This is a genomic window from Vibrio kagoshimensis (assembly GCF_050337535.1).
In the GTDB taxonomy this organism is placed as follows: Bacteria; Pseudomonadota; Gammaproteobacteria; order Enterobacterales; family Vibrionaceae; genus Vibrio; species Vibrio gallaecicus.
In genome coordinates this window covers 104864-127783 of record NZ_JAKJSZ010000017.1, presented here as the reverse complement: position 1 = coordinate 127783, position 22920 = coordinate 104864, and the positions used below count along the sequence as shown (strand labels likewise).

Annotated in this window: 15 protein-coding genes; 8 read left to right on the top strand and 7 right to left on the bottom strand. The window is 42.8% G+C overall.

Features of this window, described 5'->3' with window-relative positions; all coding sequences use genetic code 11:
• Positions 1–99: 99 nt before the first annotated feature.
• Positions 100–936, bottom strand: a complete 837-nt coding sequence (gene elyC / locus L4C37_RS16575; protein WP_167493999.1) for an envelope biogenesis factor ElyC — start codon at positions 934–936, stop codon at positions 100–102.
• 115 nt (positions 937–1051) lie between these two features.
• Between elyC and cmoM the strand changes: the two genes are divergently transcribed.
• The 5 genes from cmoM to fdhF all read left to right on the top strand — a co-directional run bounded on the left by cmoM (position 1052) and on the right by fdhF (position 12957).
• Entirely contained in the window at positions 1052–1834 is a 783-nt protein-coding gene (gene cmoM, locus L4C37_RS16570; RefSeq protein WP_429769208.1) for a tRNA uridine 5-oxyacetic acid(34) methyltransferase CmoM, read from the top strand.
• An 80-nt stretch (positions 1835–1914) separates the two neighbouring features.
• Positions 1915–3252 carry a chromosome partition protein MukF gene (gene mukF / locus L4C37_RS16565; protein ID WP_429769205.1) on the top strand — a complete coding sequence of 446 codons (1338 nt, stop codon included), beginning with the start codon at positions 1915–1917 and terminating at the stop codon, positions 3250–3252.
• A complete protein-coding gene (mukE, locus tag L4C37_RS16560; RefSeq protein WP_273294173.1) occupies positions 3233–4018 on the top strand; it encodes a chromosome partition protein MukE in 786 nt (261 codons plus the stop codon). Before mukF ends, mukE begins: the two co-directional genes overlap by 20 nt.
• Positions 4015–8469, top strand: coding sequence for a chromosome partition protein MukB (gene mukB, locus L4C37_RS16555; protein ID WP_429769204.1), 4455 nt, complete (start codon positions 4015–4017; stop codon positions 8467–8469). The genes mukE and mukB overlap by 4 nt, the downstream gene beginning before the upstream one ends.
• A 246-nt stretch (positions 8470–8715) precedes the next feature.
• Positions 8716–12957: a formate dehydrogenase subunit alpha gene (gene fdhF / locus L4C37_RS16550; RefSeq protein WP_429769203.1), complete on the top strand. Its 4242-nt coding sequence runs from the start codon at positions 8716–8718 to the stop codon at positions 12955–12957.
• A gap of 212 nt (positions 12958–13169) precedes the next feature.
• On the opposite strand, the gene L4C37_RS16545 is transcribed toward fdhF, so the two are convergent.
• From L4C37_RS16545 to L4C37_RS16520, 6 genes are all read right to left on the bottom strand, one after another.
• Entirely contained in the window at positions 13170–14132 is a 963-nt protein-coding gene (locus L4C37_RS16545; RefSeq protein ID WP_137372487.1) for an alpha-L-glutamate ligase-like protein, read from the bottom strand.
• A gap of 3 nt (positions 14133–14135) precedes the next feature.
• A complete protein-coding gene (locus L4C37_RS16540) occupies positions 14136–15641 on the bottom strand; it encodes an inactive transglutaminase family protein (RefSeq protein ID WP_273294169.1) in 1506 nt (501 codons plus the stop codon).
• A 17-nt stretch (positions 15642–15658) separates the two neighbouring features.
• A complete protein-coding gene (locus tag L4C37_RS16535) occupies positions 15659–16402 on the bottom strand; it encodes an ATP-dependent zinc protease family protein (RefSeq protein ID WP_137372489.1) in 744 nt (247 codons plus the stop codon).
• Positions 16403–16575: 173 nt separating this feature from the next.
• Complete coding sequence (gene cmoB, locus L4C37_RS16530) at positions 16576–17547, bottom strand: tRNA 5-methoxyuridine(34)/uridine 5-oxyacetic acid(34) synthase CmoB (protein ID WP_137372490.1); 972 nt, start codon at positions 17545–17547, stop codon at positions 16576–16578.
• Between the two features lie 71 nt (positions 17548–17618).
• Positions 17619–18347: a carboxy-S-adenosyl-L-methionine synthase CmoA gene (gene cmoA / locus L4C37_RS16525; protein ID WP_137372491.1), complete on the bottom strand. Its 729-nt coding sequence runs from the start codon at positions 18345–18347 to the stop codon at positions 17619–17621.
• Between the two features lie 98 nt (positions 18348–18445).
• Positions 18446–19333 carry a DUF72 domain-containing protein gene (locus L4C37_RS16520; RefSeq protein ID WP_429769207.1) on the bottom strand — a complete coding sequence of 296 codons (888 nt, stop codon included), beginning with the start codon at positions 19331–19333 and terminating at the stop codon, positions 18446–18448.
• Between the two features lie 294 nt (positions 19334–19627).
• Here L4C37_RS16520 and aspS point away from each other — a divergent pair, with 294 nt between their 5' ends.
• The 3 genes from aspS to ruvA all read left to right on the top strand — a co-directional run bounded on the left by aspS (position 19628) and on the right by ruvA (position 22879).
• The gene (gene aspS / locus L4C37_RS16515) at positions 19628–21400 is read left to right on the top strand and encodes an aspartate--tRNA ligase (RefSeq protein ID WP_429769202.1); all 1773 of its coding nucleotides are present in this window, start codon (positions 19628–19630) and stop codon (positions 21398–21400) included.
• 196 nt (positions 21401–21596) lie between these two features.
• Positions 21597–22118, top strand: coding sequence for a crossover junction endodeoxyribonuclease RuvC (ruvC, locus tag L4C37_RS16510; RefSeq protein WP_137372493.1), 522 nt, complete (start codon positions 21597–21599; stop codon positions 22116–22118).
• Between the two features lie 146 nt (positions 22119–22264).
• Positions 22265–22879, top strand: coding sequence for a Holliday junction branch migration protein RuvA (gene ruvA / locus L4C37_RS16505; protein WP_273294300.1), 615 nt, complete (start codon positions 22265–22267; stop codon positions 22877–22879).
• Positions 22880–22920 lie beyond the last annotated feature (41 nt).

Sequence of the window (22920 nt, the reverse complement as noted above, 5' to 3'; positions counted from 1 at the left end):
GTTATAAAGTTATAAAGTTATAAAGTTATAAAGTTATAAAGTTATAAAGTTATAAAGTTATAAAGTTATAGTGGAAGTCTCACGTGTATCCAATTTTATTCATAAAAGATCATTGGTAGCTTCAGACACTTTATCTACCGCATTATTGGTCGATTCTGATATAGACGATTCTTGATGATCTATCCAGTCGCGCAGCCTTTGCCACATTAGCCCCATCGTTTCATGCCAATAGCGCTCGGTTTGCTCTAAGTAAATCGCCTTTGGCATATATTTATTCCAAGGCTGCACAATATTTTTGTGAGCTAAGTAATTGGTTGGTGCTGGGGTTGGTTGGATTCCAGCACCATTAAATTCATAAATGGCTCTTTGCATGTGGCTAGCTGAAGTGACTAAAACAACTTTTTTATTTTGAATAAAAGCAGCCGCTTGTCGTGCTTCTTCCCCTGTGTCTTTTGCCGTTTCTAATAAAATAATATCAGGCTTAGAGACGCCTAAAGCTAAGGCTACTTTCGCCATCATTCTTGCATTACTGATTTCTAGACCACCACCGTAGCCAGATAGAATCAGTTTCGCCCCAGGGTACATACGTAAAATCCTGATCCCTTCACTCAAACGCATCAAACCTGTGCGGCTGAGTTCTGAAGTTGGTGGAATTTGATCGTCGACCACGTGACCACTTCCGAGCACCATAACGAAATCTACGGATTTGTCGGTCGGTAAAAATACAGAGTACTGCCTTTCCAGAGGCATAAGTAAGCGACTAGAGATGGGTTGGAAGGCAATAAGGAAAATACCGCAGAGTGCGGTTAACGTAATTAGACATCCAGTCTTTCGTTTTGTAGTAAACATGACTAGGGCTAAGCCTAGAAAAGCGAGAATTAACATTGCTGGTAGTGGCATCAACAAGGATGACACGACTTTTTTCAGCTCAAACATATCCGAATAGTCCGAAAAAACATCACTTAGTAGTAAAAAGAGACATCGCCTCTTTATTCCTGAAATTCCTGTGACAGAATAGCAGGCACGATAGGACATAATAACTCAAGTGACCGTGACTGAAGACCGTAATTTCGACGATATTGCCCACAAATTTGCAAAAAACATTTACGGCTCTGACAAAGGAGAGATCCGTCAGATCATCGTATGGGAAGATTTAGAGCTTGCTCTTAATGAATTTGCTGATGAGAATACTCCGCTTCACGTACTTGATGCGGGTGGTGGGCTGGCTCAAATGTCACAGAAGATAGCTGCACAAGGTCACCATGTATCATTATGTGATCTATCTTCTGAAATGCTGGCTCTTGCAAAAGAGGATATTGCAAAGGCTGGCTTGCTTGAGCAATATCGGCTGATCCATTCTCCAGTACAGAAAATCGCAGAGCATCTTGACGATAAAGTCGACTTCGTGATGTTTCATGCTGTGATGGAGTGGTTAGCAAACCCCAAAGAGGCACTTGATATTTTGCTAGATCAAGTCAAGCCCGGAGGCGTTGCTTCGATTATGTTCTATAACCACCACGGCTTGGTATTGAAAAATGTGATATGTGGCAATATTCCTCATGTACTTGATGGGATGCCACATAGGAAGCGGTTTAAGCTGCAGCCCCAGAAAGGGCTTAAGCCAGAAGATGTCTATCAATGGGTAGAAGACGCTGGTTTTGACATTCAAGGAAAATCTGGTATTCGTTCATTTAGTGATTACATAGGTAATATGGAATACATGGGCGATTATGATTTTGAAGATGTATTAGCGCTTGAAAAACAATTATGTCGACAAGAGCCATATTTATCTCTAGGACGATACATTCATGTGTGGGCGAAAAAGCCGGCATAAAGCGAAAGCAAGAATAACAAAGAATCATGCGTGACATCGAAATTAGACTGATGTCATAAGAAACGATAACAGGAACCACAATGAGTGAAATGACTCAAACTGCCGAAGAGCAGCCAATTGATGAATTGGTGGGCTGGGTCAAGCAGCATGACTTCTCATTGAATCTCTCACCAGAGCGTTTAGCCTTTTTGATTGCTATCGCTGTGTTGAGTAATGAAAGATTTGATGAAGAGTTAGGTGAAGGTGAACTGCATGATGCATTTATCATTGTCACTCGTATGTTTGAAGAAACGGGAGATGCTTCTGTATTTCGCGCGAATAACGCCATCAATGAATTGGTAAAACAAAAGCTCATTAGCCGCTTCACAAGTGAAGTGACCGATGGAGCCAGCATTTACCGACTTTCACCGCTTGCCATTGGCATTACAGATTACTACTTACGCCACCGCCAATTTTCTAAGCTAAAATTGTCGATTCAGTTGACTATGGTTGCTGACGAAATGGCGAAAGCGATAGAAGCTGCCCAAAAAGGCGGGACGCCAGCGCACTGGAAGAGAAACGTTTATGGCGTCCTTAAGTACTCTGTTGGCGAAATATTTGACCAAATAGACCTTAACCAGCGTGTTATGGATGAGCAACAGCAAACGGTTAAGCAGCAAATTGCGGATCTATTAAATAAAGATTGGCGAGAAGCTATTAATAACTGTGAGTCTTTACTTTCTGAAACTTCAGCTACGTTGAAAGAACTTCAAGATACGCTCCAAGCCGCAGGTGATGAACTCCAAACTCAAATCCTCGATATTCAAGAAGTTGTTTACGGGAATGATGAGTTAGAGTTTGTTGGTGAAACCCTATTTGGTTTACAGATGAAACTTGACCGAATCACGAGTTGGGGCCAGCAAGCAATAGATTTGTGGATTGGCTATGACCGCCATGTACACAAGTTTATTCGAACGGCGATTGACATGGATAAGAACCGTGCCTTTAGCCAGCGTTTGCGTCAATCTGTGACAGATTACTTTGATGCACCTTGGTTCTTAACGTATGCGGATGCAGAGAAATTAAGTGATCTTCGAGATGAAGCTCTGGTTTTACGTGATGACGAAGTAACCGGGCAAGCCCCACTAGACGTTGAATATGAAGAATTCGAACAAGTAAACGATCTGCTTTCTGAAAAGATTGCAGCGATGCTGAGAGTTCATAAAGAGCAGGGTGCAGCCATTGATCTTGGACTTGTACTGCGTGACTACCTCGCAGAACACCCTCGTACTCACCATTTTGATTTAGCTAGAATCGTTGTCGACCAAGCCGTGCGCTTAGGTTATTCCGAATCTGACTACCAGGCTATTCAGCCTGATTGGCAGGCAATTAACGATTTTGGTGCAAAGGTACAAGCAAATGTCATTAACAAGTACTGATGATTACATGCCAGAGAAGCTGGTAAAAGCGATAGCGAACCCATTGTTCCCTGCGTTAGACAGCATGTTGCGTGCAGGTAAGCACGTATCAAGCGAAGATTTAGACAACCATGCGTTACTTGCTGATTTTGAAGTTGAGCTTCAACAGTTTTATCAACGCTACAATACTGAACTTGTAAAAGCGCCCGAAGGTTTCTTTTACCTGCGCCCGCGTTCTACCTCATTGATTAGCCGAAGTGTGCTATCTGAATTGGATATGCTAGTAGGCAAAGTATTGTGTTTCTTATATCTAAGCCCAGAGCGTTTAGCTCATGAAGGTATTTTTACGAATCAAGAACTGTACGAAGAGTTAATGGCACTGGCTGATGAGGCAAAACTCATGAAGCTGGCGACTAACCGTGCTTCGGGTTCAGATTTAGATAAAGAAAAACTATTCGAAAAAGTTCGTACTTCATTACGCCGTTTACGTCGTATTGGTATGATCATCTCTATTGGTGAAACAGGTAAGTTCCGCATCAGTGAAGCGGTTTTCCGTTTCGGAGCGGATGTTCGAATTGGCGATGACATGAAAGAAGCTCAATTGCGTCTTATCCGTGATGGTGAAGCGGTGGTTCATACGCCTGAACCAAGCCAAGGCAGCTTATTGAATGAGCAGACCGAGCAAGATCATCAAGAAGATGAACAGCCAGACATTTTTAACGAACAACTGAATTTAGGCGAGCTGGCTGATGGCCGCGAGCAAGAAACTGCGGAAGGTGAATTATGATTGAACGCGGTAAGTATCAATCATTAACCATGATCAACTGGAACGGCTTCTTTGCGCGTACTTTTGATATTGATGGTTTAGTAACAACTCTTTCAGGCGGCAATGGCGCTGGTAAGTCGACCACAATGGCGGCATTTATTACAGCCCTTATTCCTGACCAAAGCTTACTGCACTTCCGAAATACAACGGAAGCGGGTAGCTCTCAATCATCAAGAGATAAAGGTCTTTATGGTAAGTTACAGCCTGGTGCGTGTTATGCCGCGCTAGATGTTGTTAACTCCCGTAACCAGCGCTTACTGTTTGCTGTAAAACTTCAACAAGTTGCTGGGCGAGATAAGAAAGTAGATATTAAACCATTTGTTATTCAAGGCTTACCAAGCCATGTGAAACCAACCGATGTGTTAATCGAAAACGTTTCTGATAGCCATGCTCGTGTATGCCAATTAAATGATGTGAAAGCAGCTGTGGCGCAATATGAAGGCGCTCATTTTAAAGCGTTCTCATCGATTGTTGAATACCACGCTCAGATGTTTGAATACGGTGTCGTTCCGAAGAAACTGCGTAATAGCAGTGACCGTTCTAAGTTTTATCGCTTGATCGAAGCATCTTTATACGGTGGTATCTCAAGCGCGATTACTCGTTCACTTCGTGATTACTTGTTGCCACAAAATGGTGGCGTGAAGAAAGCATTCCAAGATATGGAATCTGCACTTCGTGAAAACCGAATGACATTGGATGCAATTAAAACTACGCAAGCCGATCGTGATTTATTCAAACACTTGATTACAGAGTCTACCAATTACGTAGCAGCTGACTACATGCGCCATGCTAATGATCGCCGTAATAAGCTTGATCAAACTATGGTGCTACGTGGTGAGTTGTTTGGATCTCGTGAAACGTTAGTTGAGCAAAATAGCCTACTGAACCGTGTTCAAGAAGAACTTGAGATCTTAGTCGATCAAGAGTCTGCGCTTGAGCAGGATTACCAAGCCGCTTCCGATCATTTACAGCTTGTTCAAAATGCCCTTCGCCAACAAGAAAAAATCGCACGTTATAGCGATGATCTTGAAGAATTAAGCGAACGCTTAGAAGAGCAAATGATGGTTGTTGAAGAAGCACAAGAACGTGTTTTACTAGCTGAAGAGCAGGCGACCATTACTGAAGAAGAAGTGGATAGCTTAAAAACGCAACTTGCCGATTACCAACAAGCGCTTGATGTTCAGCAAACTCGTGCTCTTCAATATCAACAAGCTGTTCAAGCATTAGAAAAGACCAAACAGTTATTAGCTGATGAGTCGATCACGCCTGAAAGTGCGATGGCACTGGTTTCTGAGTTGAAATCTCAAGAAGAAGCTAATACCCAAACATTGCTTGCTACTAAGCACAAGCTGGATATGTCATCAGCGGCTTCTGCACAGTTCGATAAAGCGTTGGCATTAGTGAAGAGTGTTGTCGGTCATGTTGAACGACAAGATGCGTCAGTAAGTGCTAAACAAGCGATTGAAAAAGGCAGAGAGTCGAAACATATTGTTCAAAATGAACAACAATGGCGTGCTCAGCATCGTGATATGGAGCGAGATATGACTCAGCAGCGTCAAGCTCAAAGCCTAGCCGCTGAATATCAGAAGCAACATAATACTGAATTAACTGATGAGCTGATTTTCGAAGAAGAGCGTGAACGCCACTCAATGCAAATTGAGTCTTTAGAGTTTGCTCAAGAAGAATTACGCGAAGCTAAAAGTGAACAGCGTCGTGTTGAACAAGAATATACTCAGCAAATAACTAGATTAGAAGCGATAGCGCCAGCTTGGATTAATGCTAACGATGCTTTAGAAGCGTTAAGAGAACAAAGCAATGCTGAGCTAGAAGATAGCCAAGCCGTAATGACTCAAATGCAGCAAGTTCTGCAAGATGAGAAATCACAATCTATCGCGAAAGAGCAGCTAGCAAAACGTCGTTCAGAGCTTGATCAAGAAATCGAACGTTTAGCTTCACCTGGTGGTTCGAATGATCCTCGATTGAAAGGGTTAGCGGACACATTAGGTGGCGTATTACTTTCTGAAATTTATGATGACATTACCATAGGTGATGCGCCGTATTTCAGTGCAATGTATGGCCCTGCGCGTCATGCGATTGTGGTTTCAGATCTTGATGGGATCAAAGAGAAACTGGTTGATTTAGATGATTGCCCTGAGGATTTATATATCCTTGAAGGCGATGTTGATGCGTTTGATGATAGCTCATTCAATGCTGATGAACTTGAAGGTGCTGTTTGCGTTCAATTAAATGATCGTCAAATGCGTTACTCGCGTTTCCCTGAGATTCCATTGTTTGGCCGTGCTGCTCGTGAACAGCGTCTAGAACACTTACGTGAAGAACGTGATGTTGTAGTGGAAAACCACGCGAAAGCGGCATTTGACTCTCAGAAACTCCAGCGCTTATACCAAGCATATAACCTATTTGTTGCTAAGCACTTGCAGGTTGCTTTTGATGCTGACCCTGAGCAAGCTTTGGTTACTGTACGTGATAAGCGTAATCAAGTTAGCCGAGCATTAACAGACATCTCAGCTAAAGAACAACAGCAACGCAGCCAGCTAGCGCAAAGCAAGCAAGCTATCTCTACATTAGATAAATTAGCGCCAATGATTCGTATGATCGAAGATGAGACATTGGCAGAACGTTTGTCTGAACTTGAAGCTCAGCTTGAGCGTTTAGGTGAAGCGAAATCTTACTTATCCAATCATAGTAAAGCGCTAACTGCACTGGAACAGATTGTTTCAGCCCTTGACGCGGATCCAGAACAATTTGAAGCGCTAGAAGCCGAGTACAAACAAGCTGACCAAGCACTTCAAACATTGAAAGGTAAGTTGTTTGCTTTATCTGATTTGATTGAACGTCGTCATTACTTTGCTTATGAAGATTCAGTGGATCTTCTTAATAAGAGCAGTGAACTGAGTGAGCAATTAAAAGCTAAGTTGGTTAATGCTGAGCAAGCGAGAACAAAAGGTCGTGATGGCTTAAAACAAGCTCGTGATCAAATGAACCAGTACAACCAAGTATTGGCTGCACTTAAGAGTTCGCATCACGCTAAACTTGAAACCGTTCAAGAGTTTAAACAAGAGCTACAAGAATTTGGCGTGAACGCTGACGAAGGCGCTGAAGAGCGTGCAGTTCGTCGTCGTGATGAACTTCAAGAACGTCTACACACTTCACGTAGTCGTAAGAGCGGTTATGAGCGAACCATTACATCGACTGAATTGGAGATGAAAGGGTTAGCGAAACGCTTGAAGAAGGTTCAGAAGGAATACGCTGAACTTCGTACATTTGTGGTCGCTGCAAAAGCGGGCTGGTGCTCTGTTTTACGTTTAGCTCGTGAAAATGACGTTGAGCGCCGCTTACATAAACGTGAATTAGCGTACTTATCTGCGGGCGAGCTGCGCTCAATGTCGGATAAATCGCTAGGTGCACTTCGTCTTGCCGTTGCTGGTAATGATGACTTACGTGATTCTCTGAGACTATCTGAAGATAACGCGCATCCAGAACGTAAAGTATTGTTCTACATCGCGGTTTATCAGCATCTTCGTGAACGAATTCGTCAGGATATTATCCGTACCGATGATCCTGTTGAAGCGATTGAAGAGATGGAAGTCGAGCTTGCTCGTCTAACAGAAGAATTGACTCAGCGTGAAAACCGCTTAGCAATCAGTTCTGAATCTGTGGCAAGTATCATTCAGAAAACGATTCAGCGTGAGCAAAACCGCATTCGAATGCTTAACCAAGGTCTATCTAATATTTACTTTGGTCAAGTGAAAGGTGTACGTCTTAATGTGAAAATTCGCGAGAGTCACGAAGTATTGCTGGCTGGATTAGCATCGCAACAAGACCAACATAAAGACTTGTTTGAAACTTCTCGCTTTACGTTCTCAGAAGCGATGGCGAAACTTTTCCAACGTGTAAACCCACATATCGACATGGGGCAACGTTCACCTCAAGTTCTAGGTGAAGAATTACTGGATTACCGTAATTACCTAGAATTGAGTGTTGAAGTGAACCGTGGTTCTGATGGTTGGTTACAAGCTGAGTCTGGTGCACTTTCAACAGGTGAAGCGATTGGTACTGGCCAATCTATCTTGCTGATGGTTATTCAGAGCTGGGAAGAAGAGTCACGCCGACTGCGCAGTAAAGACATTGTTCCTTGCCGACTATTGTTCTTGGATGAAGCTGCGCGTTTGGATTCTAAATCAATCTCAACGTTGTTTGAGCTATGTGACAGGCTAGGAATGCAATTACTGATTGCAGCGCCTGAAAACATTAGCCCAGAGAAAGGTACAACGTATAAGTTGGTTCGTAAGGTCTTCAAAGATCACGAACATGTGCATGTGGTTGGTTTACGAGGCTTTGCTCAAAATAAACCTGCGACACCAGTACAAGAGCTTATCGAAGAGTTGTAATACCTAATAAGTATTAATAAACAAATACTGAAGCCCCTACTTGTTAGGGGCTTTTTTATGTTTGGATATTAAAGATAAAAGTCACACATACTTTGTGGGTATTATCAACGGAACGAGTTTGAGGTCACACGCACAAAACCATAATTATTGTATGGTATTAATGGTTCATCTTATTATGTAAATAATATTGTATTACTATTTTGTTTTGGCTTCATTGTGATGTCATTGTGCTAGGTGAGGTTCGATATGGTTCAAATCGTTATTGACGGGAAGTTTAGAATTGCAGAACAGGGGCAAACTGTTCTGGAAGTTGCAAAAAACTGTGGCTTAGAGATTCCATCCCTATGCGGTTTGAATAAAACGACCGATAAAGTTCCTTGTGACCTCTGCGTCGTTGAGCTTGAGAATGGTGATATACAAAGGTCATGTGAAATTGAAGTATCTAACGGTCTTAATGTCATCACTCAATCTAGCCGGTTAACAGCCCGCCGCCAAACTGCTTTGAATCGAATCATGTCTGATCATTATGCCGACTGTGAAGCTCCTTGCCAGACTGCCTGCCCTGCAGGGGTTGATATTCAATCATACCTTTATCACATCGCTCAAAATGATCACTTAAAAGCCATTGAAGTCATCAAGCAAACACTTCCTATGCCACTTTCTATTGGCCGTGTTTGCCCTGCATTTTGTGAAACGGAATGTAGAAGGAATTTAGTGGATGATTCCATCGCAATTAGGCAACTAAAACGACACGCTGCAGATATCGATTTGGCAGCACAAGAAAGCTACCAACCCTTGAAAAAAGCACCGAAAGGTAAAACAGTCGCCATTGTTGGTAGTGGACCGGGTGGGTTGACGGCGGGCTATTACCTTTCGAATGAAGGGTATGATGTTCAAATCTTTGAATCTATGCCGCAAGCTGGTGGGTGGCTGCGTTACGGTATTCCAGAATACCGCTTGCCTAAATCGATATTAAATAAAGAAATAGAGTTGATGTGCCGAAATGGTATGTCGATAGAATGCAATAAAAAGCTCGGTGTTGATTTTACATTATCGAGTTTAACGCAAGATTTTGATGCGGTTTGTTTGGCTGTTGGTGCTTCACAAGCGGTAGACATGCGATACCCAGGAAGCGACTTGAGCGGCTGTTATCTGGGAGTCGACTATCTAAAAGATTACGTGACAGAAAAACAATATGTCACGGGGAAAAAAGTCGCGGTGATTGGCGGTGGTAACACCGCAATAGATTGCGCACGTACTGCGGTTAGAGATGGTGCCGATACGACATTAATTTATCGTAGAACAAGAGATGAAATGCCTGCAGAAGATTATGAGATTGAAGAAGCAGAGCATGAAGGCGTGAAATTTCATTTTTTAACGAATCCAGTAGAGAACTTACCTGATGAAGATGGTCGAGTTTGTGAGGTTCGTTTAGAGCGAATGGAGCTTGGTCCTGCGGATGCTTCAGGTCGTCGAAGCCCTAAACCTACAGGAGAGTTCTTTGTTGAGGCGTTTGATACGGTGATCGCCGCAGTCTCACAAAAGCCAGACCTGAGTTTTATGGATAATGAAGCCATCGATATTCCATTGACCCGCTGGAATACCGCAGATGTAGATCCGCAAACTATGCACACCGGTACGGGTAATATCTTCAGTATCGGTGATTTTCGTCGTGGACCTGCAACGGCTGTCGAAGCGGTCGGAGACGGTCGTTTAGTCGCAGGAACTATTGACCGATTTTTTGATGGCGATATGGATAATATTCCGGTTAAACCATTTAATTCGCGTAAGCAAAACCAACTTAAGAAAGTGGACCCAAAGCAATACCAAGCTATTCAAAAACAAGCCCGACTTATCATGCCTGAACTTACTCCAGAGCAAAGGGCGCAAAGTTTTGATGAAGTGGAAACGGGGTTTGAAAACGCAGATGCAGTTGCAGAAGCTGCACGATGTTTAGAATGTGGGTGCCAAGCTAACACAGGATGTGATCTAAGGGATTACGCCACAGAATATAAAGCTGTTCAGGAATACCTTGCATTCAATATTGATATTCAAACTGATGAAGCTTGGCAATTAACCCGTAATCATGAATTTAAGTCTGTATCTTCAGTTCACTCATCAGAATCACTGGTTCAAAAATTTCCGGTGGATAACAGCTCCGAGTTTATTGTTTTTGATGCGAACCGCTGCATTAGCTGTGGTCAATGTATTCAAGCATGTCGTGAACAGGCAGTTCATGGCGTTCTAAGCTTCATGGATCAAGCAAACGGAAAACCTGCTAATAATCCCAAAGGCCGCCCTAATTTTGGTGTGAATATGATATTGATGGGGGATTCAAACTGCGTTCAATGTGGTTCTTGCATCCAGGTTTGCCCAACAGGTGCAATGACAGATGCACGTGATAAAGCGCAGGGTCGAACCGATAAACTGAAAGCGGTAGATACCATCTGCACCTACTGTGGTGTTGGTTGTAAACTCACCATGTATGTGGATGAGAAGACGAACAAAATTCAATATATTCGCGGCGGCGATTCTCCTGTTAATGAAGGCATGCTATGCGTTAAAGGACGGTTTGGATTTGACTTCGTTAGCAGTGATGCTCGTTTAACGTCACCATTAATTCGTAAAGATGGATGGTTACAACCGGCGAGTTGGGATGAAGCAATCACCCTTATTGCGAGTAAATTTACTTCAATCAAAGAAGGGTTTGGCAGCCAATCTCTCGCTGGTTTTTCTTCCGCAAAAACGACTAATGAAGACAACTACGCATTTCAAAAGTTTATCCGCCGTGAATTAGGGACAAATAATGTCGACCATTGCGCACGTCTTTGTCATGCATCTACAGTTACGGGGCTTGAAGCGTCATTAGGCAGCGGTGCTATGACCAATGATATCCCAAGTATCAAGCATTCAGATGTCATCTTTATCATAGGTTCAGATACCACAGCAGCACACCCTATTATTGGGTCTCATATTAAGCAGGCAGTTCGTCATCATGGAGCTCGGTTGATTGTAGCTGACCCGAAACGCATTGATATAGCCGATCACGCTGAGCTGTATATGGCGCATCGACCAGGTACAGATGTGATGCTAATTAATGGTGTGATGCAGCAGATCATCAAACATGGTTGGTATGATCAGGAATATATTGATGAACGTGTTGATGGCTTTGACACTTTGCTGCAAGAAGTGATGTCTCCGAATTACGCCTTAGACAAAGTTGAATTGGTTACCGGTGTAAAAGCCGATGATATATTTGCTATGGCGCGTTTGATTGGAACGGCGAAGCGTACCGCTGTGTACTATTCGATGGGGATAACTCAGCATACAACGGGTCATGACAATGTTCGTTCAATTGCGAACCTACAATTACTTTGCGGAAACATCGGAATTGAAGGTGGGGGGATTAACCCACTTAGAGGGCAGTCCAATGTGCAAGGTGCGTGTGATATGGGCGCATTGCCGAATAATCTCCCAGGGTATCAGAAGGTTTATAACCCATTAGTACGCAAAAAATTTGAAATGGAATGGGGCGTATCATCATTACCGGCTGAGTCCGGTTTAACGCTTACCGAGATTATAGATGCCGCTTGCGAACGAAAAGTGAAAGCACTGTATGTCATGGGGGAGAATCCGGTATTGAGTGATCCTAACCAAGCCCATGTTATTGAAGGTTTGGAAGCGCTCGATTTCTTGGTGGTACAAGATATCTTTTTAACAGAAACAGCGCAGTATGCAGATGTCGTGTTGCCTTCTTGTTCTTTCGCTGAAAAATCAGGTCACTTCACTAATACCGAACGCCGAGTGCAGCGTATTAACCCTGCTGTAAATCCACCCGGCGAAGCAAAAGAAGATTGGGTCATCATTCAATCTATCGCAAATGCTATGGGAGGGGAGTGGTCGTATTTGAGTGTGGCGGATATAACCAACGAAATAGCTAGAGTGACGCCACAATATGCAGGTCTAAGGTGGGAAAATATCACAATCAATGGTGTGCAATGGCCAAGTAATAGGAACAATCCAGATGGCACACGAATTATGCACCAAACTCAATTTACCCGCGGTAGAGGGCAAATGGAGGCGATACCTTTCCGTTATGCTGCAGAGTTACCTGATGAAGAATATCCACTTATTTTGACGACTGGGCGCGTGTTAGAGCAATTTCATACAGGGACTATGACGCGAAAAACTAAGGGGCTAGATAACTTAGCGGGACCTAAAGCAATGATCAGCGTATTTGATGCTGAAAGGTTAGAGTTATCAAATGGTCAGATGGTTAAGGTATCAACAAGACGCGGTCAGATAGAGATTGCTGCGTTTGTAACCAAGCGAATGCAGAAAGGAGTGATATTTATTCCGTTCCACTTTGTTGAATCACCGGTAAATAAGCTGACAACAACCGCAACGGATCCACATGCAAAGATTCCAGAGTTTAAAGTGGCAGCGGTTAGGGTTGAGGCATTACTGACGGAGTCTCAGGTTCTGTAGTCCAAGTTTCGAGTAACCAATGACCAAGTATCAGTATCATGGTTATTACATTTGGCTGTTTTACTACTTTGATAGATAAAATTAAACCGCATATCTGCCTGACTATTTCTAGTTCAAAGTGAATATGCGGCTTATTTATATTTTAGCTAACCTAGTTTTTTGTGATCTATGTACTCGGCTTACTATGCGAGTCGATTAACTACGAGATCCAGCTAGCTATGAGCCCCGAACTGTTTGGCCGCGTATGCAACGCGCTCCGTTGGTTTTGGGTAGTCGGCTGGCATTCCAAGGCCTTCAATATGCTGAAGCCTTGGTAGTAAACCAGCACCATTAGCGATCTGAATAGCAAGGCCTGGACGAGCATTGAGTTCAAGCACCATCGGTCCTTCTTCTTGGTCAAGCACCATGTCGGTACCCATATAACCAAGACCAGTCATTTCCCATGCACTAGAAGCTAATACCAGTAATTTCTCCCAGTGAGGAACCTGCAGCGTCATCAGCTCTTTTCCAGTGTCTGGGTGTTGGGTAATTGGTTGATCAAACTGTACTGCTCGTACCGCTTTGCCTGTGGCTATATCAATACCCACACCAACTGCACCTTGGTGTAAATTCGCTTTGCCATCAGAGGCGGCAGTTGATAGGCGCATCATCGCCATTACTGGGTAGCCTTTGAACACAATGATGCGAACATCCGGAACACCTTCAAAGCTGAAGCCTTCGAAGCAGCTGTCAAACTTAATCAAGTTCTCTACTACGGCTACATCGTTTTTACCACCAAGTGAGAAAAGCCCTGCCAACGCATTACTAATATGGCGCTCAACATCTTCCTCGTTGATTGTAGAACCTGATGGTTTTGTATAAACGCCATCTTTGTGAGAAACCACAACAAGAATGCCTTTACCACCACTTCCTTGTGCGGGCTTGATTACAAACCCAGGCCAGTCTTTTACCATCTTGTGAATCTTTTTGACTTCAGCTTGATGGCTAATTACACCGATAAGTTTAGGTACTGTTGCACCAGCTTGTTCAGCAATAATTTTTGTTTTTAGCTTATCATCCACTAATGGGTATTTTGAGCGGTCATTATAACGACCGATATAGCTATGGTTTCGCTTATTCATGCCCATGATGCCTTTATCACTGAGCTTGAATGGAGAGGTCAGTTGATTAAACATACCTTAATCCTCCGCTAGTGGCTTAAAGCGACGAAGCTCAGTCAAACGGTAACCAGTGTAGTTACCAAGTAGCAAAATAGTGGCAAGAATAACAAGCTGTAGACCAATGAAGTTAAACGTTAGGTGTTGAATAAATGGATTAGTCATACCTAAGTAAACCAATATGGCAGTGAATAGAGAGCCACCACCTTGTAGCATTACTTCTTTCGCACCTTCTTCTTCCCAAAGGATCGACATACGTTCCACAGTCCAAGATAGGATAATCATTGGGAAGAAAGTAATCGATAGACCTTCAGTTAAGCCAATCTTGAATGCAACAACAGTAAAGACCGAAATGATCATTATGACGGTAATTATCACCGCCGATATTCGGGCAACTAAAAGCAGGTTGAGCTTCGAAAGGTAGCTTCGAATAATAAGACCCGTACCAACAATCAACAAGAAACCAACAATACCGGTAATCAATTGTGTTTGAACAAAGGCAACCGCAATCAAAACTGGCATGAATGTACCAGAAGTTTTTAGCCCRATAATCACACGTAAAAATACAACGATGAATGCACCAATCGGGATAAGCATGATGGTCTTAAACATCGCTTGCTCTTCAAGAGGCAAACTATGGATAGAAAGGTTGAGTAGTTGATCTGCCGATACTTTACTGTTGGTCGCTGCTGAAGGAGATATCTCTTGAGCGATCATTGAGAAATGCACTTTACTGTTTTGTCCACCGACAACATCAAGTAGAGATACATTGGATTCATCCCAAATCAATAAGTTTGGCTGTGTTTGGTGCTGACTAGACTCAGGAGAAAATAGAACCCACTGTTCTTTGTCCCAAATTTGAATCATATGCTGGATAGACTGACGTCGACGTCCATCCTCTAATTCAATAACACCGACAAGCTTGTTGTGTACGTTCGCGTAAGACAGCAGCTTATGTGTCGCATTTACCTTACTCATGTTGTTCAGCAGTAAAGCCGAATTTTGGCTGTCAGGATCATTCAGTGTTTTGATTAATTCACGAGTAAAGGTGAAGTTGTCAGCAGAGCGCTGAGTTGCGCGATCGATTAAAGCAAGTGCTGCCGCTTCTTCAGGACCATTAAATGATGGTGGTGTAATTTCACCTTCAGGTGGAATGTCCGTAATTTTAGCTTGGTCATCTACAAGAAACTGTGTTTTGTAATAGATTGTTTGAGGACCTTCAGCGTGACGAATTGACCATTCAGCACGCCTGCCAGAATCCGTATTAACGTAAGAAATTCCGTAGCCAGGAGAAGATGCGGATTCACCGATCAGGGTGTAATTAGTTTGAGTGTGAGGTGCAGCTAAAGATACCTTAGCTTCTTTACCAGTAGCATTAAATTCGACTCTGGCTTCAACATCCCAAACTTGTCGGGTTTCTCCAGGAGTCCAAGGCACACCATAAGTTGTGTGTCTAAAAATACTCAATGCGATACCTGCCACCAATAGCAGAACGATCGAGATATAAAAAGGAATTCTTGACGTCATAACTAATCCTATTGTTTTTATTTATCTTCCATTTGAACGTACTTTTTACTTACATCAACAAGCGCTATGTCTTTGATAAATTCGCGCCCTAGTAGTACAGGGTGACTCATTTGAGAGCGATCTGCCAATGTAAACTGTGCTTTTTCATGGATTTTTCCAACTTTAACCCATAATTCTATCACAGCTCTACGTTCTGTTTGATCACTGGTTGATTGGCGTATTTTTACATATCTAACAACAGGTGCTTGTATCCATTTTTGCTCAGCTTCTGGAAGGGATGAGTCAGAAAGGTGAAACTTAACCCAATCTTTGCCATTTCTCTCAAATTCTTCAACGTCTATAGCATTAAGGGATGAGGTGGTTGCTCCAGTATCGACACGGGCATCAAATCTTTGGTTGATGGAATCTATGGTGACTTTTTCTATTGCGCCTAGAATTGTAGGCTGTTCAGTTGTAAAAACAGTGGTAGTAGGTACTACGATAGGGGCGGGTTCCTCTTCGATTATTTCGGCAGCTTCTTTTTCCACTGAGGATAGGTGACTATCCATTTGGTTAGATAAATATAAAACTTCAGTTTCTAAGCTTTCAATGTAGTCGCTTTGGTTACTGATTTGGAGTTCAAGGTTTTGGACTTTTGTTGCGATATTCGTTTCAGATTGCTGAATTGCTTCCATGGTTTGTTGGTGGTATTGAGCCCCGTTTGTGAGAGAACACCCTGAGAGCAGGCCAATCACCAAAACTGGCGACAATCGCTTATACATATAAAAACCTTTGTGAATAATAAAATAGTCGTGACTATCCAAGAGTTTAGCTGACAAAAAAGGATGCGTGAAGCATCCTTATGTTAGCGTCCTGTCATATTGGACTGTTGGAGTAAATTTCAGGCAAATTATGGTTCATTTTTCTGAAATCAACTGACTTTGATGTCACAAAACTAAGGTTTTGTTGCTACGAGAATAGCTCTACGTGGAGCAGGGTGACCTTCCACTGTTTTAGAAGGGTCATTTGGGTCTAGGTAATCAGGTAACGAATTGTGTGTCATCCATTCTGTTGAACGCTGCTCACCCGTTGTCGTGACATTTTCATCGACGATTTTAACATCCACAAATCCGACTTGCTCTAACCATCGTTTTAATGCGCGAGCTGAAGGGAAGAAGTAGACGTTTCTCATCTGAGCGTAACGGTCCATAGGCACTAGAACCGTGTTTTCGTCCCCTTCAATAACTAATGTTTCTAGTAGTAGTTCACCACCTGATACTAACTGATCTTTCAGTTGAATGAGGTGATCAAGAGGAGAACGACGGTGGTATAGTACGCCCATACTAAATACAGTGTCATAAGCTTCAAGCTTGGGTAGCTGTTCAATACCTAAAGGTAAAAGGTGAGCTCGTTGATCATCGCCCATTAGTTTTCGAATAGCTTCAAACTGTACTAAGAATAGGTGAGAAGGGTCGATACCAACACACAGGCGAGCGCCTTCGCCAAGCATTCTCCACATGTGGTAACCGTTACCACAGCCTACATCGAGGATTGAACGGTTTTTTAATGGTGAAAGGTGAGGGAGTACGCGGTCCCATTTCCAATCACTTCGCCATTCAGTATCAATATGAATGTCATGGACGGTATATGGACCTTTGCGCCACGGGTGAAAAGTTTTGAGTAAACTTTCAAGTTTCTTAGCTTCACCTTGAACAATTGGTGTTGTATTTGAAAGCGTCACCGAGTCTTTAAGCTCAATATTATCGGCTTTACCCGTTGGGATTTTATTCAGTGCTCGTAGCCAACGGTCAAAATCACCATGTTCTGCATTTTGCCAATCCGTAAGCTGCTGAGGAAGAACATTAAGCCAAGGTTGCAGGCGAGTGTCTTGGGCAATAAGTTGATAAAAATTAGCAAAATTGAACATGAGATATCTTAACTGTTAGTGAAAATTAATGGGGAGCGAGTGGGTATATTTACTTTATTTGGTGGCGAACATTATTTAATAGCGAACATCGAACCAAAGTTAAAGCATTGGAACCACACTTCATTACTAGAGAATCCAATCTTATCAAAACGTTCTCTATGTACAGGGATGGAGTCAGGGCGCATTACATTTTCAATAGCACTACGCTTTTGGCTGACTTCTAGCTCGCTGTATCCGTTTGCTCGTTTGAAATCGTGGTGTAAATCGATAAGTAGTTCGTTTGCGTTATCATCTTCAAACACATACTTTTCCGAAAGGATCAAAATGCCGCCAGGGCGCAACCCGGCATGAATCTTTTCAAGCAGAGCATAGCGATCTTCTGGTGACAAAAATTGAAGTGTGAAGTTCAGTACAACAATGGAAGCATCTTTAATTTCGACTTCACGAATATCGGCTTCGATGACTTCTACAGGTGTATCGCTGCGGTAAGCATTTACGTGTAATTTACAGCGTTCAACCATGGCTTCAGAATTATCTACTGCGAAGATAGTGCAGCCTTCTTGCTGAATATGGCGGCGCATGGATAGCGTAGCAGCGCCAAGAGAACAACCTAGATCATAGATGTTTGAATGCGGTTTGACAAAGCGTTCAGCCAACATGCCAATAGCAGAAATGATATTGCTATAACCAGGTACAGACCGTTGGATCATATCCGGAAAAACTTCCGCTACTCGTGCATCAAAGGTGAAATCACCGATTTTATCAATAGGTGCAGAGAAGATATTGTCTGTATTACTCATCGTATACTCTCGAAGCTGTCAGCAATTGGGTAAGTTAAAAACCTACTCAATAAAAGGGGGCGCATTTTACGTAATAAACAGGCTTATGTCACGAAAACTCAAAACATCGATAGTTGATTATCACCTTTAATAGCAGGGAAGCTTGGTAAATCAGGTAAAATCAATGTCTGCTGCAGTTCTTTATAGATAGCCAAAGCCAGTTCAGGCGCATGGTTATTATCTGGCGTATGGATCATCACATAGGGCTGTTTATTTGCTTTAATCCATTCTGGAACTTTCTTTAGCCAAGGTCTAAAAAACTCTATGTTGGTAGCTTGGTTTGGGTGCCCTATAAATCGAATCATCGGGTTATTGGCGGTCGCAATTGCATGAACAGGAACACGCGGCTTTTTCTGATGCGCATCGATTACCGCTTCTGTGGTTGGTGGTGCGGAGAAAACAGGACGGCTATCCATAATGATGCGATTGATCCCTTCTTCTATTAGCCAATGATTGAAACGTTTTTCGGCATCGCCTTTATCAAAGAAGCCAAGGTGACGAACTTCAACGCCGAGCTGCATGTCTTTTGGAAACAAGGTACAAAACTTTTGCAGGGCAGGGAGCATGCTGGGTTCGAAGCTATGGGGTAATTGAATCGTCCACTGACCAATGCGCCTATGCAGTGGCGACATAGTGAGCAGAAATTCTTTGAGTTCGGCTTGGCAATGTTTTAAGTGCTGCTGGTGGGTGATGAACTTAGGTAGCTTAAACGTAAATCTGAAATCATCATGACTTGCTGCTTTCCAATTGTTGACCGTTGAGGCGCTGGGAGTCGCATAAAAAGTCGTGTTGCCTTCAACGGTATGAAAAACTTGGGTGTATTTTTCCAAGCGTTCAGCCGGTTTCGTTCCCTTACCATAGAACTGACTTTGCCACTCAGAATGAGACCACATAGTTAATCCAAGTCTTAAAGGTAAAGTTTCCATCGTCATTACACTGTTAATCATCACGTCACTAGTCATTACAAAAGTTTTTAAGTTGAAACGAAAAACTACTGTACGAGAGTTTTGCTGATTAAGGTACTTTCAAGATATAATTAACGCAATTTTTTTGGTTTTGATGAATCTTTGTGCATTTGATGTGCTAAAAAGCAGCAAAGCCAGATAAAACACAATAAATTCGATTGCGGAAGGTCGATTTTAAACGAGTTTCCGCGTATAAATGATCCTTTGCTCTGTTGAGTGGATATACCACCAACAGCTTGGAAATTAGTAAATTATTAAGAGATTGGGAAATTCATTATGCGTACCCATTACTGTGGTAACCTGAACAAGTCCCTGGCGGGACAAACTGTAGAATTGTGCGGCTGGGTAAACCGTCGCCGTGATTTAGGCGGTCTTATCTTTATCGATATGCGAGATCGTGAAGGCGTCGTTCAGGTTGTTGTCGATCCAGATATGAAAGATATCTTCCCGATCGCTAACCAACTGCGTAATGAATTCTGTATCAAGTTTACTGGTGAAGTACGCGTTCGTCCTGACAGCCAAGTAAATAAAGACATGGCTACTGGTGAAGTAGAGCTTTACGCAACTGGTCTAGAGATCATTAACCGTTCAGAAGCGCTTCCACTAGACTTCAACCAAACGAACTCTGAAGAGCAGCGTCTTAAGTACCGTTACATCGATCTTCGTCGTCCAGAAATGAGCGATCGTATCAAGCTTCGTGCTCGTGCTTCTAGCTTCGTTCGTCGTTTCTTAGACGAGAACCTATTCCTAGATATTGAAACACCAGTACTAACTAAAGCGACGCCAGAAGGCGCTCGTGATTATCTAGTACCAAGCCGTGTTCATAAAGGTAGCTTCTACGCACTTCCTCAATCTCCTCAGCTATTTAAGCAACTGCTGATGATGTCTGGTTTTGACCGTTACTACCAAATCGTTAAATGTTTCCGTGATGAAGATTTACGTGCTGACCGTCAGCCTGAATTTACTCAGATCGATATCGAAACATCGTTCATGTCTTCTCAAGAAGTACGTAACATCACTGAAAAACTTGTTCACGATATGTGGAAAGAGCTTCTAGATGTTGAACTTGGTCAATTCCCAGTAATGCCATTTTCTGAAGCGATTCGTCGTTTCGGTTCTGATAAGCCAGATCTACGTAACCCACTAGAACTAGTAGACGTTGCTGACTTACTGAAAGATGTTGAGTTCAAAGTATTCTCTGTTCCAGCTAACGACGAAAAAGGTCGCGTAGCGGTTATTCGCGTACCAGGCGGTGCTAAGCTAACGCGTAAGCAAATCGACGGTTACGCTGAGCATGTAGGTATCTACGGCGCGAAAGGTCTTGCTTGGATGAAGGTTAACGACCGTGCTGCTGGCATGGAAGGCATTCAATCTCCAGTTGCTAAGTTCCTAAACGAAGATGTAATCAACGGTCTTCTTGAGCGTACCGAAGCCGAATCTGGTGATATCATTCTGTTCGGCGCAGACAAAGCAAGCATCGTTGCAGAAGCAATGGGTGCACTTCGTATCAAGCTAGGTGATGACTTAGAGCTAACAGATAAGAAAGCGTGGGCTCCTCTTTGGGTTATTGATTTCCCAATGTTTGAAGAAGATGGCGAAGGTAACCTTCACGCAATGCACCACCCATTCACATCTCCACTTGGTGTGAATGCGGAAGAGCTAAAAGCGAACCCAGCAGCAGCTAACTCTGATGCATACGATATGGTAATCAACGGCTACGAAGTTGGCGGTGGTTCTGTTCGTATTCACAACGCAGAAATGCAAACGGCTGTATTCGGTATTTTAGGTATCGAAGCGCAAGAGCAACAAGAGAAGTTCGGCTTCCTACTAGATGCTCTTCAGTACGGTACTCCACCACACGCGGGTCTAGCATTCGGTCTTGACCGTCTAGCAATGCTTCTTTGTGGTACAGAGAACATCCGTGACGTTATCGCATTCCCGAAAACAACAGCTGCAGCGTGTCTGTTAACAGACGCGCCAAGCCTAGCTAACCCAGCATCACTGGAAGAGTTAGCGATCGCTGTTAAATTGGCGAAGAAAGAAGACTAATCAAACGATTAAGCGAAACTGAAGCTGTGGGCTTTAATTGAGCTTTTAGTTGTCGGTTGAACTTTGAATTTTCGTTAGAACTTTAGTGTTCAAAAGAACAATGAAATGCCCGTTAATTTAACGGGCATTTTTTTTGCCTTTAGATATACTAAGCCCTCTATTAAAAGCATGTATAAATAATCAGTATTATATTGTTATGTCTATTATCTTAGGGATTGACCCTGGCTCTCGCATTACTGGCTATGGAGTAATCCGTCAAAATGGTCGCCACCTACATTATTTAGGAAGTGGCTGTATTCGTACCTCTGAAAAAGAGCTTCCTGGTCGACTCAAGCAGATCTATGCCGGGGTGAGTGAAATCATTACTCAGTTTCAACCTGACGTATTCGCTATTGAGCAAGTGTTTATGGCTAAGAATGCTGATTCAGCTTTGAAGCTGGGGCAAGCGCGAGGTAGTGCAATTGTAGCGGCTGTAAATGCCGATTTACCTGTACATGAATATGCAGCGCGATTAATCAAACAAGCAGTAACAGGAAACGGTGGTGCGGATAAGTTGATGGTTCAAAATATGGTGATGAGTATGCTTAAACTCCCGGCAAGACCTCAAGCTGATGCGGCTGATGCTCTCGGTGTTGCCATTACTCATGCCAATACCAACAAAACCTTGATAGCATTGGCTGGTAAAGCTACAGGGGCTCGTAAAGGGCGATATAAATAGTTAGCAATGCTTTACTTAAATTTTCTATTATTTCTGCAAATTGTCATTAATAGACTAACTCCAAGTTTTATGCTTTAACTGGCTATCCATCCAGTTATTTATTATCATCTGAAATCTCTTAATTTATCTCTCCAAAGGAACACCTTGTGATTGGACGCCTTCGCGGAACACTTATTGAAAAACAACCACCTGAACTATTGATTGAAGTAAGTGGCGTTGGCTATGAAGTCCAAATGCCGATGAGTTGTTTTTATGAACTGCCAGAAGTGGGTGAAGAAGCGATTATCTATACTCATTTTGTGGTTCGTGAAGATGCACAGCTACTTTATGGCTTTAATACTGTCAAAGAGCGTGCACTATTTCGTGAAGTAATAAAAGCCAATGGGGTTGGTCCTAAGCTTGGGTTAGGTATTTTATCAGGTATGACTGCTAGCCAATTTGTGCAAAGTGTCGAGCGTGAAGATATCTCTACGCTGGTGAAACTGCCGGGTGTGGGTAAAAAGACTGCCGAGCGTTTGGTTGTTGAAATGAAAGATCGCCTGAAAGGCTGGGGTGCTGGTGATTTATTTACGCCAGCGACAGACGCTGCTCCCATCGACTCAATGGCTAGTGTTTCTCATAATGCTGAAGATGAAGCTGTGAGTGCACTGTTAGCGTTAGGCTATAAACCAACAATTGCTTCAAAAGTTATCTCACAGATTGCTAAGGAAGGCATGACAAGTGAGCAGTTGATTCGAGATGCGCTTAAGTCAATGGTTTAGTAATTAGACCGCTAATACCACTGATAAACGAATGTAAGGTT